The following is a 15877-nucleotide window of genomic DNA, read 5'->3' as shown; positions in this document are numbered from 1 at the left end:
CAGACCGGCCAGCGAGGTGAGGACGGCGCGCTCGCCGGGCGGGAAGCCGCGGGGACGGTCGTAGGCGAGGAGGACCGAGCCGATGGGGCGGCCGGACGCGATCAGCGGAAGGAAGGCCCACGACGCCATCCCGTCCTCGTGGACGGTGGCCGGGTAGGCGCGCTCCAGGTCGGCGAAGGTCGGGAAGAAGCTCGGCACGCCGGTCGTCAGGACCTCGCAGCCGGGGATGTCCGCGCTCAGGGGGATCCCGTCGAAACGGCCGATGATCTCGGGGTCGTAGCCCCGGTGGCCGAGGATCTTCAGCCGGCCGTCCTCGGCCGTCATCAGCGCCATGGCCCGCGCGCCGAGAGCGGGCAGCAACTGGTCCGCGGTCTGCTCGACCACGTCCTGGACGCCCACGGCCTCGGTGAGGGTGGCCGCCAGGTGCATCAGGTGGTACAGCACGGTGGCGCGGCTGGGACCGGCGGACGGCACGGACGGGGAGGCGGGCGCGTCCTCGGCGGGCTCGCCGCGCGTGATGCGCACGCTGATGCCGGACGAGTCCGGGTACAGCTCGAAGGACAGCCACACGTCCGGCGGACGCAGCGCCGTGAAGGCCTGCGGCTGCCGGCTGACCAGCGCGGCCCGGTAGCGGTCCTCGACCAGGGGGACGTCCATCCACGGCAGCGACTCCCAGGGCAGCGTGCCCATCATCTCGTCGGCGTCGCGGCCGACCAGCTCGGCGGCGGCCGGGGTGATGAACGTGATGCGTCCGTCCAGGTCCATCGCGCAGGAACCCCCGGGCAGCCGGTCGACGAACGCCGAGACCGCCGTCGCCTCGTCGGGGGTGACACGGCGCCCGGCCGGCGGCGGCAGCACCCGCGGCCGGTCGGCGGGCACCAGCGGCTCGCCGCGGTCCGCCGCCCGCTCCAGGAGCCCGCCCAGCCGGCGGCAGCCGTCCTCCAGCGCGTCCCGCTCGTCCGGGCTCAGCTGGGCCGGACGGTCCCCGGCCCACAGCAGCACCAGCCCGCCCCGGAGCGCGGTGTCCGTGACGACCGGCGCCGCCGCCAGCGCGAACTGGTACGGCAGGACGAGCGCCGGCCGGGGATACCGGCGTGCCATCTCCTCCTGGCCGCCGATCCAGACCAGACGCCGCTCACGCACGGCGTCCGCCACCGGCATGGGGTCGGTCAGCGCGATCCGCCGCCACGGAGTCGCGATCTCCTGCGGCACGCCCGCCACGAGAGTCAGCCACAGGGCGTCGCCGTCCGGCGGCAGCACGTACAGCAGCCCGCCGAACGCCCCGCACTCCCGCACCACGGCGGCCATCTCGGCGTCCATCAGCCGCCCGCCCCGGCCCACGGCAGGGCCGGCCCCGCCGCGCCGGTCCGCCTCCGGGTCCCCGGCCCGCTCACCCCGGCCCGTCGGCCGGACCGAACATCACCCATACGCGGACACTACGCCCTGCCCGCCGGCACGGCATCCGGTCCGCCGGAGCGGGACCGCACGGGGCGACCGGGGCCGGCGCGCGCCGGGTGTGCGGGGCGCCCGTCCGCCGCATCAGGTCCATGATCGGGTGGTACGGCGTCACCGCCCCCGACACCCCGACCCAGGAGGAGCCATGCCGGTCAGCGCAGTCCCCGACACGATGCGGGCCGCCTGTATCGACGCCGTCGGCCCGGCCGACGCCATCCGGTACGGGACGCTTCCCGTGCCGCCCGTCGGACCCACGGACGTCCTCGTCCGCGTCGACGCCGTGGCCGTCGACCCCGTGGACACCTTCGTACGGTCCGGGGCCTACGTCACCCCGCTGCCGTTCCCCTTCGTCGTCGGGCGCGATCTCGTCGGCGAGGTCGCCGTGACCGGGCCCGGCGCGGCCGGCTTCACGCCCGGGCAGCGGGTGTGGTGCAACAGCCTGGGGCACGCGGGCCGGCAGGGCGCCTGCGCCGAGTACGCGACGGTCGCCGCCGACCGCCTCTACGCCGCGCCGCCCGGCATCGCCGGGGAAGACCTCGTCGCGGCCGCCCACCCGGCGGCGTCGGCCTGGCTCGCACTGTTCCGGCACGGGCGCCTGAGGTGCGGCGAGACCGTGTACGTCGGCGGCGGGGCCGGCAACGTGGGCGGCGCCGCCGTCGCCCTGGCCGCCCGGGCCGGTGCCCGCGTGATCGCCACGGCCCGTGCCGAGGACGCGGAGTCGGTCCGCGCCCTGGGCGCCGCCGAGGTCCTCGACTACCGGGCACCCGGTCTCGGCGAGGAACTGCGCCGGGCCGCGCCCCACGGGTACGACCTGCACCTCGACACCTCCGGGCACGGGGACCTGGCCGACTCCGTCGACCTGCTGGCGCACGGCGGGCGCCTGGTCGCCATGGTCGGCCTGGGCGGCGGCCCCTCCGCCCTGCCGCTGGGCCGCCTCTACACCAAGGACGCCGGCATCGTGGGCTTCGCCATCAGCAACGCCACGACCGCCGACCTCGCCGAAGCTGCCGAGGGGGTCGCGGGCGTCCTGCGCGACACGCCGTGGCGCCCGCGCATCGCCGACCGGCTGCCGCTGTCACTGACGGCGGAGGCACACCGGAGGCTGGAGGCCGGCTCGGTGAGCGGCCGCCTGATCCTCGTACCGGACGGGCGGGAGAGGGGCTGAGCGCGGGGTCTCCGAGGGGCGTCGCCCGGTGGCCCGGTCCGGCCCGGCGCACAGAGGGGGCGGGCGGCACCAGTGTGCCGCCCGCCCTTGCCGTTGCCGCTAGACGCCGTCGCCGCCGGACGCCTCGAACCGGCCCCGCCCGGCGGCCCGTTACGCGGGGGCGACGAGGGAGTCGTCCGCCGGGCGGGCGCCCGGGAGCTGGTGGCGGGCGGCCACGAGGGCGGACTCGATGTCCCGGGTCCCGGTGGCGATGCACAGGGTGTAGGAGACGTCCTCCAGCCGCTGACGGGCCTCGGGCGTGCCGTGCTCGGCGTGCAGGGCCTGGAGGGACGCGTACTGCTTCAGCAGGTCGGTCAGAACGGCGGGGTGGGCCATGAGCATCGGAGTTCTCCCTTGTGCGAGGGGTCGTGCGGGCTGGTCGGACGTCGGTCGACACCGGACAGGGGGAGGCCGACCGCCGACGCGGCGGTGCCGTGCGCGGTCGTTCCGGCTGCTCATCGGGTGTGCTTCCTCCCGCCTCACCGAGTCGAGTCAGTCGCGGAAGGGCTCCCGGGGCGCTTCGGGGAGCGACCGAGGGCCGCCGCCGCGACGGGCCTGTGATCCCAAGCACCTGGATGGCCGAATGCCCCGCGGCACGGGGCTCAAACCATTACCGCCGCACGCGCCCCGCGGGTCTCACGTCCCGAGCGGCTGGGTGAAGCGCAGCAGGTTGCCGGTGGGGTCGCGGAACGCGCAGTCGCGGACGCCGTAGGGCTGGTCCATCGGCTCCTGGAGCACCTCGGCGCCCGCGGCGCTGATGCGCTCGAAGGTGGCGTCGCAGTCGTCCGTCGCGAAGATGACGCCGCGCAGCAGGCCCTTGGCCATCAGCTCGGCCATGGCCCGCTTGTCCGCCGGGGAGACATTGGGGTCGGCGGCCGGCGGTTCCAGGACGATGTTCACGTCCGGCTGCGCGGGCGACCCGACGGTCACCCAGCGCATCCCCTCGAAGCCGACGTCGTTGCGCACCTCCAGGCCGAGCACGTCGCGGTAGAAGGCGATCGCGCTGTCGTGGTCGTCGACGGCGATGAAGCACTGGGAGAGCTTGATGTCCATACCGCCCACGCTACGGCCGGGCCGCGGGACCCGCTTCTCCCTTTCTGACCGGCCTGGTGTGGATCTTGGCCATGCAGGCGGGGACGGCGGCGCCGGGGCCGTGGTCCCGGGCCCGGTAGGCGCTCGGGCTCTCGCCGACCAGCTCCGTGAAACGCGAGCTGAACGATCCCAGCGACGTACAGCCGACCTCGAAGCAGACCTCGGTCACCGTCAGGTCGCCGCGCCGCAGCAGCGCCTTGGCCCGCTCGATGCGGCGGGTCATCAGGTAGCTGTAGGGGGTCTCGCCGAACGCGGCGCGGAAGCTGCGGGAGAAGTGCCCCGGCGACATCAGGGCGTCACGGGCGAGGGCGGGGACGTCCAGCGGTTGGGCGTAGTCGCGGTCCATCCGGTCGCGGGCCCGCCGCAGCCGGACCAGGTCGTCGAGCGTCGGCCGTCCCATGCGGCGAGTTTCCCACAGCCCCGACGCACCGGACCACCGACGTGATCCGCGCCGACGGCGTGCGGCGACCGGACATACTGCACGCAGACCCAGCCGGGGGATGCCGACGCCGGGCCGCGCAGCCGGCCCCGCCCGACAGAGGGAGACACCATGAGCAAGGCCACGCGGACCGACACCCGCCCGCCCGCGCCGCACGCCGCCGACGGCCACGACCTGATCCGCGTGCACGGCGCGCGGGAGAACAACCTCAAGGACGTCAGCATCGAGATCCCGAAGCGCCGCCTGACGGTGTTCACCGGCGTCTCCGGGTCGGGCAAGAGCTCACTGGTGTTCGACACGATCGCCGCCGAGTCGCAGCGGCTGATCAACGAGACCTACAGCGCCTTCGTGCAGGGCTTCATGCCGGCCCTGGCCCGGCCCGAGGTCGACGTCCTGGACGGCCTGACGACCGCGATCAGCGTCGACCAGCAGCGCATGGGCGGCGACCCCCGCTCCACCGTCGGCACCGCCACCGACGCCAACGCGATGCTGCGCATCCTCTTCAGCCGGCTCGGCGAGCCGCACATCGGCCCGCCCAGCGCGTACTCCTTCAACACCGCCTCGGTCCGGGCGAGCGGCGCGATCACCGTGGAGCGCGGCAACAAGAAGGCCGTGAAGGCCACCTACCAGCGCACCGGCGGCATGTGCACCCGGTGCGAGGGCCGCGGCACGGTCTCCGACATCGACCTCACCCAGCTCTACGACGACTCCAAGTCGCTGAGCGAGGGCGCGTTCACCATCCCCGGCTGGAAGTCCGACAGCCAGTGGACGGTGCAGGTCTACGCCCAGTCCGGCTTCGTGGACCCGGACAAGCCGATCCGCGACTACACCGAGAGGGAACTGCGCGCCTTCCTGTACGGCGAGCCGGTCAAGGTGAAGGTCAACGGGGTCAACCTCACCTACGAGGGCCTGATCCCCAAGATCCAGAAGTCGTTCCTGTCCAAGGACAAGGAGGCGATGCAGCCGCACATCCGGGCCTTCGTGGAGCGCGCCGTCACCTTCACCACGTGCCCCGAGTGCGAGGGCACCCGGCTCAACGAGGGCGCCCGGAACTCACGGATCGGGAAGGTGAGCATCGCCGACGCCTGCGCGATGGAGATCCGCGACCTGGCCGAGTGGGTCCGCGCCCTCGACGAGCCGTCGGTGGCACCCCTGCTGACCGCCCTGCGGCACACTCTCGACTCGTTCGTGGAGATCGGACTGGGCTATCTGTCCCTCGACCGGCCGGCCGGCACCCTGTCGGGCGGCGAGGCGCAGCGCGTCAAGATGATCCGCCACCTCGGCTCCTCCCTCACCGACGTCACCTACGTCTTCGACGAACCCACCATCGGCCTGCACCCCCACGACATCCAGCGGATGAACGACCTGCTGCTGCGCCTGCGGGACAAGGGCAACACGGTCCTCGTCGTGGAGCACAAGCCGGAGAGCATCGCCATCGCCGACCACGTCGTGGACCTAGGCCCCGGCGCCGGCACGGCGGGCGGCACCGTCTGCTTCGAGGGCACCGTCGAGGGGCTGCGGGCCAGTGACACCATCACCGGCCGCCACCTCGACGACCGGGCCGCCCTCAAGAAGGACGTGCGCGAGCCGGCCGGCGTCCTGGAGATCCGCGGCGCGACCACGCACAACCTCCAGGACGTCGACGTCGACATTCCGCTCGGCGTGCTCTGCGTGGTCACCGGCGTCGCGGGCTCCGGCAAGAGCTCGCTGATCCACGGCTCCCTGCCCGCCGGGGCGGACGTCGTCTCCGTCGACCAGAGCCCCATCAAGGGCTCGCGGCGCAGCAACCCGGCGACGTACACCGGACTGCTCGACCCGGTCCGCAAGGCCTTCGCCAAGGCCAACGGCGTCAAGCCCGCCCTGTTCAGCGCCAACTCCGAGGGCGCCTGCCCCACCTGCAACGGCGCCGGCGTCATCTACACCGACCTGGCGATGATGGCCGGCGTCGCCACCCCGTGCGAGGACTGCGAGGGCAAGCGGTTCCAGCCCTCGGTGCTGGAGTACCGACTCGGCGGCCGCGACATCAGCGAGGTGCTGGCCATGCCGGTGACCGAGGCCGCGGAGTTCTTCGCCGCCGGCGAGGCGCGCACGCCCGCCGCGCACCGGATCCTGGAGCGGCTCGCCGACGTCGGCCTCGGCTACCTCACCCTCGGCCAGCCGCTCACCACCCTGTCCGGCGGCGAGCGGCAGCGGCTCAAGCTGGCCACCCACATGGCCGACAAGGGCGGCGTCTACGTCCTGGACGAGCCCACCACCGGCCTCCACCTCGCCGACGTCGAACAGCTCCTCGCCCTGCTCGACCGGCTGGTCGACTCCGGGAAGTCCGTCATCGTGGTCGAACACCACCAGGCCGTCATGGCCCACGCCGACTGGATCGTCGACCTCGGTCCGGGGGCCGGCCACGACGGCGGCCGGATCGTCTTCGAGGGCACCCCCGCCGACCTCGTCGCCGCCCGCTCCACCCTCACCGGCGAGCACCTCGCGGCCTACGTCGGGGCCTGACGGCACGCGCCCGGACGGCACCCTCCCGTCCGGGCACGCCCGAGTGGTGCGGCGGCGGCACACGGTCCAGGCTGGCCGGGAACCGTCCACGCTCAGGGCGTGTCCGCGGGGCAGGAGGGACTGTGCGGACACGACCTAGGGCCGAGGCAGCAGGGAGCACCGACATGGCCGGCAAGCGCGACCAGGGGAAAGAGCCGAAGAAGGGCGAGAAGGTCGCCTGGAGCAGCCACGGCAGCGAGACCGAGGGAACGGTCGAGAAGAAGATCACCGAACGGACCGAGGCCGCCGGCCGCACGGTGGACGCCTCGCCCGACGACCCGCAGTACCAGGTCCGCAGCGACAAGTCCGGCAAGTCCGCCGTGCACAAGCCGTCCGCGCTCAAGAAGAAGAAGTGAGCGGGCGTGGACGACGAGGAACGCAAGGACACCCGGGACGACTTCCGCGAACTGGTGAACATGACCCCGGCCGAGCTGGAGAAGTGGCTCGCCACCGACGAGTCCCGCGACGCCGGTCAGCACCAGGACGGCGGGGAGTCCACCGGGCACGCCTCCGGCCGCCGCATCGTGGAGATCCTGCGGGCGAAGAAGGGCGACCTCTCGGACGACGACTACCACCACATGCGCAAGGTCGTCGGCTACGTCCGCCGGCACCTGGCCCAGCGCCCCTCGGGCGACGTCCGCGACACCCGCTGGCGGCACTCGCTCATGAACTGGGGCCACGACCCGCTGGCCTGACGCCGCACCGCACCGCACCGGAGGGACACCCCATGACTGACACGCACCGGCGTCCCGACGGCGTCGGCGACGACACGGTGGAGGCCCTCGGGTCCCTGTCCAAGGCACTGGAGACGGTCGAGCGCGCCCGCGGACACCTCTACTCCTTCCACCAGCTCACCGGCACCGCCGACCTGGAACTCGACCGCGCCGTACGCCTGCTGCGCGAGGCCGGCCACCCGCAGTGGGCGGAGCGCGTCGAGACGGAGATCCTCGGGCGCAACGTCATCCCCGGCCGCTGGACCTTCCAGATCGTCGAGGCGTACGACCAGACCTACTACCGGGCGTTCAAGGACCTGGAGAGCCAGGTGGCGGGGCAACTGGCCGGGGGTCGGAGCCACCTGTACGAGGCGGAGATGAAGGAGGCCCGCCGCACCCGGAACCACGCCGACCACACGGCCCGCCCCGACAGCCCCGGCACCCGGGCGCCGAACGCGCCGTTCACCTGACGGCCGGGGCCCCGCTCACGTTCGCCCGGCGGCCCGCCCCGGCTCAGTCGCGGCCGCGCGCCCGCCGGAAGCGGGCCAGGCCCTCGGCCAGGTCCACGACGGGGTCGGGATACGCGTCGCGGGCGGCCCGCGCGTCGCCGCGCAGCTTCCACGGCTCGTGCACGGCCCGTCCCTCGATCCCCGCCAGCTCGGGCACCCAGCGGCGCACATAGGCGCCGTCGGGGTCGAACCGCCTGGCCTGCGTGAGGGGGTTGAGGACGCGGTGGGGGCGGGTGTCGGTGCCGGTGCCCGCCGTCCACTGCCAGTTGAGCTGGTTGTTGGCCACGTCGCCGTCGACCAGCAGGTCCAGGAAGTGCCGGGCGCCCACCCGCCAGTCCACGTAGAGCGTCTTGGTCAGGAAGGACGCCGTCAGCAGCCGGCCGCGGTTGTGCATCCAGCCCTCGTGGCGGAGCTGCCGCATGGCCGCGTCGACGATCGGGTATCCGGTGCGTCCCTCCTTCCACGCGTCCGTGTCCCGCCGGGCCCCGGCGCCGGTGCGCCAGTGGTCGTCGCGGGTCCGGTAGTCGTGGGCGGCGGCGTGCGGGCGGGCGGCCAGGACCTGGCGGTGGAAGTCGCGCCAGGCCAGCTGCCGCACGAACGCCTCGGCGCCGGGCCCGTCGGCGCGGCGCGCCCGGTGGACGAGTTCGACCGGGGACAGCGTGCCGAAGTGCAGGTCGGGGGAGAGGCGTGAGGTGGCGTCACCGGCCAGGTCGTCGTGGTGGTCGGCGTAGCCGGCGACGGGGCCGCGCAGCCAGGCCGTCAGCCGCTTGCGTGCCTCGCTCTCGCCGCCCGCGGGCAGCCCGGGGGACAGCTCCGCGGCATCCGGGCGCGCCGGCAGCGGCCCCGACCCGACGCCCTCCGGCACGCGGACGCGGCGCGGGGCCGCCAGGGGCTCCCGCAGCCGCTGCTCGGACCAGCGCCGCAGATACGGCGTGAAGACGGCGAAGTGGTCGGAGGCGGCGGGCGTGACGGCGCCCGGGGCCACGACGGTGGTCACGGCGTCGTGGACGTGCAGCCGGCACCCCTGGGCCCGCAGGGCGTCGCGCAGCCGCTCCTCGCGGCGGTGGGCGTAGGCGCTCACGTCGGCCGCCATGTGCACCTCCTCGGCCTCCGCCTCCCGTACCACCGCGCACACCTCCGCCACCACGTCACCGGAGCGCACGACCAGCCGCCCGCCCCGCTCCCGCAGCCGCGTGTCCAGATCGCTCAGGCAGTCGGCGAGAAAGGCCAGCCGGTTGGGCACCGCGAACCCGGCGGCCTCGACGGCCCGGTCCCGGACGAACAGCGGCACCACGTCACCGCCCCCGTCGAGGGCGGCGCGCAGCGGCGGATGGTCGTGCAGACGCAGGTCGGCGGTGAACAGGACGACCCGAACGGCCATGGTGCTCCTTCGCGAGGGGGGACCGGCAGACGCCTCGGGGCTCAGGCGTCCGGCGCCGGGCGGGACGGTCCGGGCGTACGCGCGGCGGCCCGGGCGATGTTGCGGGCCATGCCGCCGAACACCACGGCGTGGAAGGGCGACACGCTCCACCAGTAGGCGTGGCCCGCCAGCCCGTGCGGATGGAACAGGGCCCGCTGGCGGTACCGCGTCCGGCCCGCGTCGTCGGTGTCGGCGTACATCTCCAGCCAGGCCAGGCCCGGCAGCCGCATCTCGGCGCGCAGCCGCAGCAGCCGGCCGGGGACGATCTCCTCCACCCGCCAGAAGTCCAGCTCGTCACCCGCCCGCAGCCGGCTGGCGTCGCGCCGGCCCCGGCGCAGGCCCACCCCGCCCACCAGCCGGTCCAGCCAGCCCCGTACCGCCCAGGCGAGCGGGAAGGAGTACCAGCCGTTGTCGCCGCCGATGCCCTCGATCACCCGCCACAGCGCCTCGCGCGGGGCGTCGACGCCGAGCGCGCGGTCGTCGGTGTAGAGGCTGCCGCCCGCCCAGTCGGGGTCGGTGGGCAGCGGATCGCTGGGCGCGCCCGGCACGGAAGCGGACGACCAGCGCGTGGTGACGCGCGCCTCCCGCACCCGGCGCAGCGCCAGCCGCAGCGCGTCGTCGAAGCCGAGGGGATACCCGGGCGGCGCCGGCACGTACCGCTCGATGTCGTCGTCCCGGCACACCACCTCATGGCGCAGCGACTCGGTGAGCGGGCGCGCGATCGACGCCGGCACCGGCGTGACCAGGCCGACCCAGTGACTGGACAGGCCGGGCGTGAGCATCGGCACGGGCAGGATCAGCCGCCTCGGCAGCTCGGCCACCTCGGCGTAACGGAGCATCATGTCCCGGTAGGTGAGGACGTCGGGCCCGCCCACGTCGAAGACGCGGCTGACGTCGGCCGGCATGCGCGCGCTGCCGACGAGGGCGCGCAGCACGTCCCGCACGGCGACCGGCTGGATGCGGGTGTGGACCCAGCTGGGCGTCACCATCACCGGCAGCCGCTCCGTGAGGTAGCGCAGCATCTCGAAGGAGGCCGAGCCCGAGCCGATGATGACGGCGGCCCGCAGGACGGTCGTCGGCACCCCGGAGGCCAGCAGGATGCGGCCCACCTCCGCCCGCGACCTCAGGTGCGGCGACAGCTCGCCCTCCGGTACGCCCGACGGGGTGAGTCCGCCGAGGTAGACGATGCGGCGCACCCCCGCCGCCCTCGCCCGCTCGGCGAAGGTGCGGGCCGCCCGCCGGTCGGTCGCCTCGAAGTCCCGGCCGGTGCCCAGCGCGTGCACCAGGTAGTAGGCGACGTCGACACCCTCCAGGGCCCGGCCCACCGAGTCCCCGTCCAGGACGTCGCCCCGCGCCACCTCCACGTCCGCCGCCCAGGGGTGGTCGCGCAGCTTGCCCGGGGACCGGGCCAGGCACCGCACCGCGTGACCGGCGGCGAGGAGTTCCGGCACGAGCCGGCCGCCGATGTAGCCCGTGGCGCCGGTGACCAGGCAACGGCCGCGCGCCGCGCCGTCACCGCCCGCGCCGCCGGGTCCTTCGCTTCCCTCGCTCATGGGGTTCCGTCTCTCGTGGGACATCCGTCGTGCTGACCTCTTCCCCGAACGGGCCGTCATGGGCGCGCCGTGGGCGGATGTGACCCTTCTATACGCTGATCGCGTGGCGACAGCGAACCAGCGCGGACGGCGCGCGCACGAACGGGAGACCCCTTCCGGTGCCGAGGCGGGCGACCTCCACGCCCTCGCCGCCGCACTGCGGCGGATGAACGGTGAGATCAACCGTCTCGTGCACGGTTTCGCCGCCTCCCACGGGCTGCACGCCACCGACGTCCAGGCGCTCGCGGCGATCCTGGACGCCGAGGAGCCGATGACACCGGGACGGCTGCGCGAGCACCTGGGGCTGACCTCGGGCGCGGTCACGGCCTGCGTGGACCGCCTCGAACGCGCCGGGCACGTGCGCCGGGTCAGGGAGAGCGCCGACCGCCGGGTGGTCCATCTGCACTACGTGCCCGACGCCCGCGCGGCGGCCCGCACGCACTTCCGGCCGCTGGCCGAGGCCGCGGCGGCGGCCCGGGACCGCTTCGACGCGGACGAACTGGCGGCCGTGGTGCGGTTTGTGACGGCCATGAACGAGGAACTCCGACTCGTGCGGTCCGCCGACGACCGCTGACTCCGACCCGGCACCGCCGCGAGGCCGAGGCGACGGTCGAGGTAACTCGATCATTGAGATTGTTTATGATCGAGTCACTCCGCCGGCCTCCCGAACGGTTGCCGTCCCGCACGGCCGGCACTCCGCGAGCACCGGAAGACCTGGAGACCCGCAGACCGATGCCCCGCACCTCACGAGCCCGGTGGCTCGTCCCCGTCGTCCTCCTCCTGGTCTGGCTCGGCATCGGCGGCACGCTCGGCCCGTACGCCGGGAAACTCGGCGAGGTCGCCACCAACGACCAGGCCTCCTTCCTGCCCCGCAGCGCCGAGTCCACCCGGGTCGTCGACGCGCAGAAGGCCTTCCAGCCGGACGAGACGCTGCCGGTGATCGTCGTGTGGACCGCCGACGGCGGCGGCGACGTCACCGCTCACCGGACCGAGGCCACCCGCGCGGTCGCGGGCCTGAAGGGCGAGCCCGGCACCGTCGGCGCCGCGTCGCCCGCGCTGCCCTCCGAGGACGGCGAGGCCCTCCAGGCCGTCGTCCAGGTCGAACCCGGTCTCGGCGAACGCCTGCCCGACGTCCTCGCGCACATCCGCGAGGCCGCGGAGCGGGTCCCCGACACCCGGGCCCAGCTCGCCGGCCCGGCGGCCTCCCAGGCCGACCTCTCCGACGCCTTCTCGGGCATCGACGGGCTGCTCCTCGGCGTCGCGCTGATCACCGTGCTCGTCATCCTGCTGCTCGTCTACCGCAGCGTCCTGCTGCCCCTGGTCATCATCCTCGGCGCCGTCTTCGCGCTGGGCCTGGCCTGCGCGATCGTCTACGCGCTCGCCGACCGCGGCATCGTGCGCGTCGACGGGCAGGTCCAGGGCATCCTCTCCATCCTCGTCATCGGCGCCGCCACCGACTACGCGCTCCTGCTCACCGCCCGCTTCCGCGAGGAACTGGCCCGGCACCCCGACCGGTTCGGCGCCGCACGCGCCGCGCTGCGCGCGTCCTGGGGAGCCGTCGTCGCCAGCGCGGCGACCGTCGCCCTCGGCCTGCTGGCCCTGCTGCTCAGCGACCTGACCAACAACCGCGCCCTCGGACCCGTCGGCGCCATCGGCATCGTCTGCGCCGTCGCGAGCACCCTCACGTTCCTGCCCGCCGTCCTGGTCCTGCTCGGCCGGGCCGCGTACTGGCCGGCCGGGCCCGTCCGGGCCGACGACCCCGAGGGCGGCCACCGCGTGTGGCACCGCGTCGCCGGACTCGTGGACCGGGCGCCGCGCCGCATCTGGGCGCTCTGCCTCGCCGGGCTCCTCGCCTGCGCCGCCTTCTGGCCCTCCCTCGAATCCAAGGGCGTCCCGCTGGACGAGATCTTCGTCAACGACGCCCCCTCGGTCGCCGCCCAGGAGACCCTGGCCCGCCACTTCCCGGGCGGCTCCGGCAACCCCGCCGTGATCATCGCGGACGCGGACCGTGCCGCCCCCGTCCTCGCGGCCGCCCGGGACACCCGCGGCGTCGCCTCCGCCGCCGCGGTGACCGCGTCCGGCCGGCCCGGCGGCGGCGCCCCGAAGGTGGTCGACGGACGGGTGCGGATCGACGCCACCCTGGAGGCGCCGGCGGACAGCGACGCGGCCAAGGAGGCGGTGGCACGCCTGCGCACCTCGGTGCACGCCGTGCCGGGCGCGGACGCCCTCGTCGGCGGCTACACCGCCCAGCAGTACGACACCCAGCGCACCGCCGAGCACGACCGGACGCTCATCGTGCCCGTGGTGCTCGCCATCATCCTGGTCATCCTGACCGGCCTGCTGCGCTCCCTGCTGCTGCCGGTGCTGCTCGTCGCGACCGTGGCACTGAACTTCCTCGCCACCCTGGGCGTCTCCGCCCTGGTCTTCCGCCATGTGTTCGGCTTCAGCGGCACGGACGCCTCCGTCCCGCTGTACGGGTTCGTGTTCCTGGTCGCCCTCGGCGTGGACTACAACATCTTCCTGATGTCCCGGGTGCGGCAGGAGTCGCTGCGCCACGGGGTGCGGCAGGGCATCCTGCGCGGTCTGACCGCCACGGGCGGCGTGATCACCTCGGCCGGTGTCGTGCTCGCCGCCACCTTCGCCGCGCTCGGCGTGATCCCGCTGGCCTTCCTCGTGCAGATCGCCTTCATCGTCGCCTTCGGCGTCCTGCTGGACACGCTGGTGGTGCGCTCGCTGCTCGTCCCCGCCCTGGCCCGCGACATCGGCGCCGCCGCGTGGTGGCCGAGCCGCCTCGCCCGCCGGACCCCCGGCATCACGGAGGGATGACGCGACGCCTGAACGTCACTCCTCGGCGGGAGCGTCCCGGTGGGGGCGCACCGTGCCGAGGAAGCGCCGTACGTCGATCTCGATGACGACCCGCGCCGGGTTCTCCCGGGGCTGCCGGTAGCGGGCCGCGTACCGGGCCTCCGCGTCCCGGACCGCCTCGGCGTCGTCCCGTACGGTCGCCACGCCCTCCAGCGTGGACCAGCGCCGGCCGTCCACCTGGCTCACGGCGACGGCGGCCTTCCCGGCCCGCCCGACGTTGCGCACCTTGGCGGTGTCCCGGCCGGTGATGACGCGCGCGGTGCGCGTCGCATGGTCGTACGTCACGCCGACCGGGACCAGGTGGGGGCTGCCGTCGGCGCGCGGCGTCGACAGGAAGCACACCCGGCGCTCCTGCCAGAAGGTGACGAACTCCGCGTCCGCGTCGTCCCGCTGCCCGGTGTCCATACGTCTCCTCGGTCCCGCCGGCCGGCCCGGCCGCCGGTGATCGTCCGTTCGCCTCCTCACCCTACGACGCGCACCCGCACGTGAGTGGCCGTCACCCGAGTGACGGAAAACGGCGCCAAGATCCCGCCAGTCGGTGACAGGGACCCGCCGGGCGGGGAAACCGTGTCCGGAAGGTCCGAGCGCACCCGCCGACGGGACGGAGAACAGGCGATGGCCACCACGACAGACGAGGCCCGGGCGGCGACGGCGCCGAACAGCATCCGGCTGCCCGGCATCCTCCTCGGGGTCGGGCTCGGCGGCTTCGTCGACGGCATCCTGCTCCACCAGCTCCTCCAGTGGCACCACATGCTCACCAGCACCGACCACGACCGCATCGGAGTGAAGTACTACGACCCGGACACCGTCCCCGGCCTGGAGATGAACACGGTGTGGGACGGCATCTTCCACACCGTGTGCTGGATCTCGGTGCTGCTGGGCCTGGCCCTGCTGTACTCCCGGGTCACGCACAACCGGCGGGCGGTGTGGGCCTCGCCGGTGCTGTGGGGCTGGATCCTGACGGGCTGGGGCCTGTTCAACCTGGTCGAAGGACTCCTGGACCACCAGATTCTGGGCATTCATCACGTCCACGGCGGCCCCCACCAGGCGTGGTGGGACGCCGGGTTCCTGGTCCTGGGCGCCCTGTTCCTGCTCGCCGGCCACCTGCTCCGGCGCGGCAGCCGGCCCTTCGACCCCGAGGCCCCCCGGCACACCGGACGGGAGGCCTAGTGCCATGGGCCCCACGGGTGACGCGCACTCCCCGCACCACCACGCTCCCGCGCCGGGCGGCGACGCCGTTTCGGGCGCCGCGACGGCCCTGCTCGTCCTGCTGCCCCTGCTCGCCGTCACCGCCGCCTACCTGCTCGCCGTACGCCGGGCCAGGCGTCGCAACGCAGCGCAGGGCTGGAGCAGGGCCAGGTCGGCGTCCTTCCTCGGCGGGGCCGCGCTGCTCGCCGTCGCCCTGCTCCCGCCGCTCGGGCCGGCCGCGCACACCGACTTCCGGGGCCACATGGCCCAGCACATGCTCATCGGCATGTACGCGCCCCTGCTGCTGGTCCTCGCCGCGCCGGTCACCCTGGCGCTGCGCACCCTGCCGCCGGCGCACGCCCGCCGGGTGACCGGGCTGCTGCACAGCCGGCCCGCCCGCCTCGTCACCCACCCCGCCACGGCGCTCGCGCTGAGCACCGGCACCCTGGGCGTGCTGTACTGCACCCCGCTCTACGGCGCGGCCATGGGCCACCCGGCGGGACACTGGCTGATGAACGCCCACTTCCTGGTGTCCGGGTGCCTCTTCGCCCACGCCGTGGCGGGCCCCGACCCGGCACCCGCACGGCCCGGCGTACCGGCCCGGCTGGTGTACCTCGGCATCGCGATCGCCGCGCACGCCCTGCTCTCCCAGGCGATGTACGGCGGGTTCCTCGTCGACGTCCACGCGCCCGTCGACCAGGTGCGGCGGGGCGCGGAGATCATGTACTACGGCGGTGACATCGCCGAACTGCTCCTCGCCGCCGCACTGGTGTCCACCTGGCGGCCCGAGCGGCGCGGCGCGCGCCCCCGGGCCCTGCCGGCGGCCCAGGCGTCAGGCGGCGTCCCGGTCCGCTGAGGC

General features: G+C 74.5%; 16 protein-coding genes. 9 read left to right on the top strand and 7 right to left on the bottom strand.

From position 1 onward, the window contains the following. Window positions 1-1320, bottom strand: a 1320-nt coding sequence (locus tag GTW67_RS22490) for a GAF domain-containing protein (RefSeq protein ID WP_161166613.1), incomplete at its 3' end; no start/stop codon positions are given. A 307-nt stretch (window positions 1321-1627) separates the two neighbouring features. Here GTW67_RS22490 and GTW67_RS22485 point away from each other — a divergent pair. After that, a complete protein-coding gene (locus tag GTW67_RS22485) occupies window positions 1628-2620 on the top strand; it encodes an NADPH:quinone reductase (protein ID WP_161166614.1) in 993 nt (330 codons plus the stop codon). Window positions 2621-2770: 150 nt separating this feature from the next. Here the strand turns inward: GTW67_RS22485 and GTW67_RS22480 are convergent, their stop codons facing one another. The 3 genes from GTW67_RS22480 to GTW67_RS22470 all read right to left on the bottom strand — a co-directional run bounded on the left by GTW67_RS22480 (window position 2771) and on the right by GTW67_RS22470 (window position 4151). After that, a complete protein-coding gene (locus GTW67_RS22480; protein WP_161166612.1) occupies window positions 2771-3001 on the bottom strand; it encodes a DUF5133 domain-containing protein in 231 nt (76 codons plus the stop codon). Window positions 3002-3295: 294 nt separating this feature from the next. Further along, window positions 3296-3712 carry a VOC family protein gene (locus GTW67_RS22475; protein ID WP_161166611.1) on the bottom strand — a complete coding sequence of 139 codons (417 nt, stop codon included), beginning with the start codon at window positions 3710-3712 and terminating at the stop codon, window positions 3296-3298. A gap of 10 nt (window positions 3713-3722) precedes the next feature. Further along, on the bottom strand, window positions 3723-4151 hold the full coding sequence (locus GTW67_RS22470) for a helix-turn-helix transcriptional regulator (protein WP_161166610.1): 429 nt from the start codon (window positions 4149-4151) through the stop codon (window positions 3723-3725). A gap of 150 nt (window positions 4152-4301) precedes the next feature. On the opposite strand from GTW67_RS22470, the gene GTW67_RS22465 reads away from it, so the two are divergent. From GTW67_RS22465 to GTW67_RS22450, 4 genes are all read left to right on the top strand, one after another. Then, window positions 4302-6692 (top strand): ATP-binding cassette domain-containing protein, encoded by a 2391-nt coding sequence (locus GTW67_RS22465; RefSeq protein WP_161166609.1) that lies wholly within the window; start codon window positions 4302-4304, stop codon window positions 6690-6692. 164 nt (window positions 6693-6856) lie between these two features. Beyond that, a complete protein-coding gene (locus tag GTW67_RS22460; RefSeq protein WP_161166608.1) occupies window positions 6857-7087 on the top strand; it encodes a hypervirulence associated TUDOR domain-containing protein in 231 nt (76 codons plus the stop codon). A 6-nt stretch (window positions 7088-7093) separates the two neighbouring features. Then, complete coding sequence (locus GTW67_RS22455; protein ID WP_161166607.1) at window positions 7094-7426, top strand: DUF3140 domain-containing protein; 333 nt, start codon at window positions 7094-7096, stop codon at window positions 7424-7426. 32 nt (window positions 7427-7458) lie between these two features. Beyond that, window positions 7459-7914 (top strand): hypothetical protein, encoded by a 456-nt coding sequence (locus GTW67_RS22450; protein ID WP_161166606.1) that lies wholly within the window; start codon window positions 7459-7461, stop codon window positions 7912-7914. Window positions 7915-7957: 43 nt separating this feature from the next. On the opposite strand, the gene GTW67_RS22445 is transcribed toward GTW67_RS22450, so the two are convergent. Then, window positions 7958-9334: a cryptochrome/photolyase family protein gene (locus tag GTW67_RS22445; protein ID WP_161166605.1), complete on the bottom strand. Its 1377-nt coding sequence runs from the start codon at window positions 9332-9334 to the stop codon at window positions 7958-7960. A 41-nt stretch (window positions 9335-9375) separates the two neighbouring features. After that, complete coding sequence (locus GTW67_RS22440) at window positions 9376-10926, bottom strand: SDR family oxidoreductase (RefSeq protein WP_161166604.1); 1551 nt, start codon at window positions 10924-10926, stop codon at window positions 9376-9378. A 103-nt stretch (window positions 10927-11029) separates the two neighbouring features. On the opposite strand from GTW67_RS22440, the gene GTW67_RS22435 reads away from it, so the two are divergent. Both GTW67_RS22435 and GTW67_RS22430 read left to right on the top strand, forming a co-directional pair. Beyond that, window positions 11030-11539: a MarR family transcriptional regulator gene (locus GTW67_RS22435; RefSeq protein WP_161166603.1), complete on the top strand. Its 510-nt coding sequence runs from the start codon at window positions 11030-11032 to the stop codon at window positions 11537-11539. A 158-nt stretch (window positions 11540-11697) separates the two neighbouring features. Further along, window positions 11698-13791 (top strand): MMPL family transporter, encoded by a 2094-nt coding sequence (locus tag GTW67_RS22430; protein ID WP_161166602.1) that lies wholly within the window; start codon window positions 11698-11700, stop codon window positions 13789-13791. Window positions 13792-13806: 15 nt separating this feature from the next. On the opposite strand, the gene GTW67_RS22425 is transcribed toward GTW67_RS22430, so the two are convergent. Then, window positions 13807-14235, bottom strand: a complete 429-nt coding sequence (locus GTW67_RS22425; RefSeq protein WP_161166601.1) for a pyridoxamine 5'-phosphate oxidase family protein — start codon at window positions 14233-14235, stop codon at window positions 13807-13809. 210 nt (window positions 14236-14445) lie between these two features. On the opposite strand from GTW67_RS22425, the gene GTW67_RS22420 reads away from it, so the two are divergent. Continuing rightward, window positions 14446-15000, top strand: coding sequence for a DUF2243 domain-containing protein (locus GTW67_RS22420; protein ID WP_161166600.1), 555 nt, complete (start codon window positions 14446-14448; stop codon window positions 14998-15000). A gap of 4 nt (window positions 15001-15004) precedes the next feature. Next, a complete protein-coding gene (locus GTW67_RS22415; protein ID WP_161166599.1) occupies window positions 15005-15874 on the top strand; it encodes a cytochrome c oxidase assembly protein in 870 nt (289 codons plus the stop codon). The last annotated feature ends 3 nt before the right edge of the window (window positions 15875-15877 follow it).

The sequence above is a fragment of the Streptomyces sp. SID5910 genome (genome assembly GCF_009862125.1).
GTDB lineage: Bacteria > Actinomycetota > Actinomycetes > Streptomycetales > Streptomycetaceae > Streptomyces.
The sequence above is the reverse complement of the archived record's forward strand: the minus strand, read 5'-3'. Positions and strand labels throughout refer to the sequence as shown.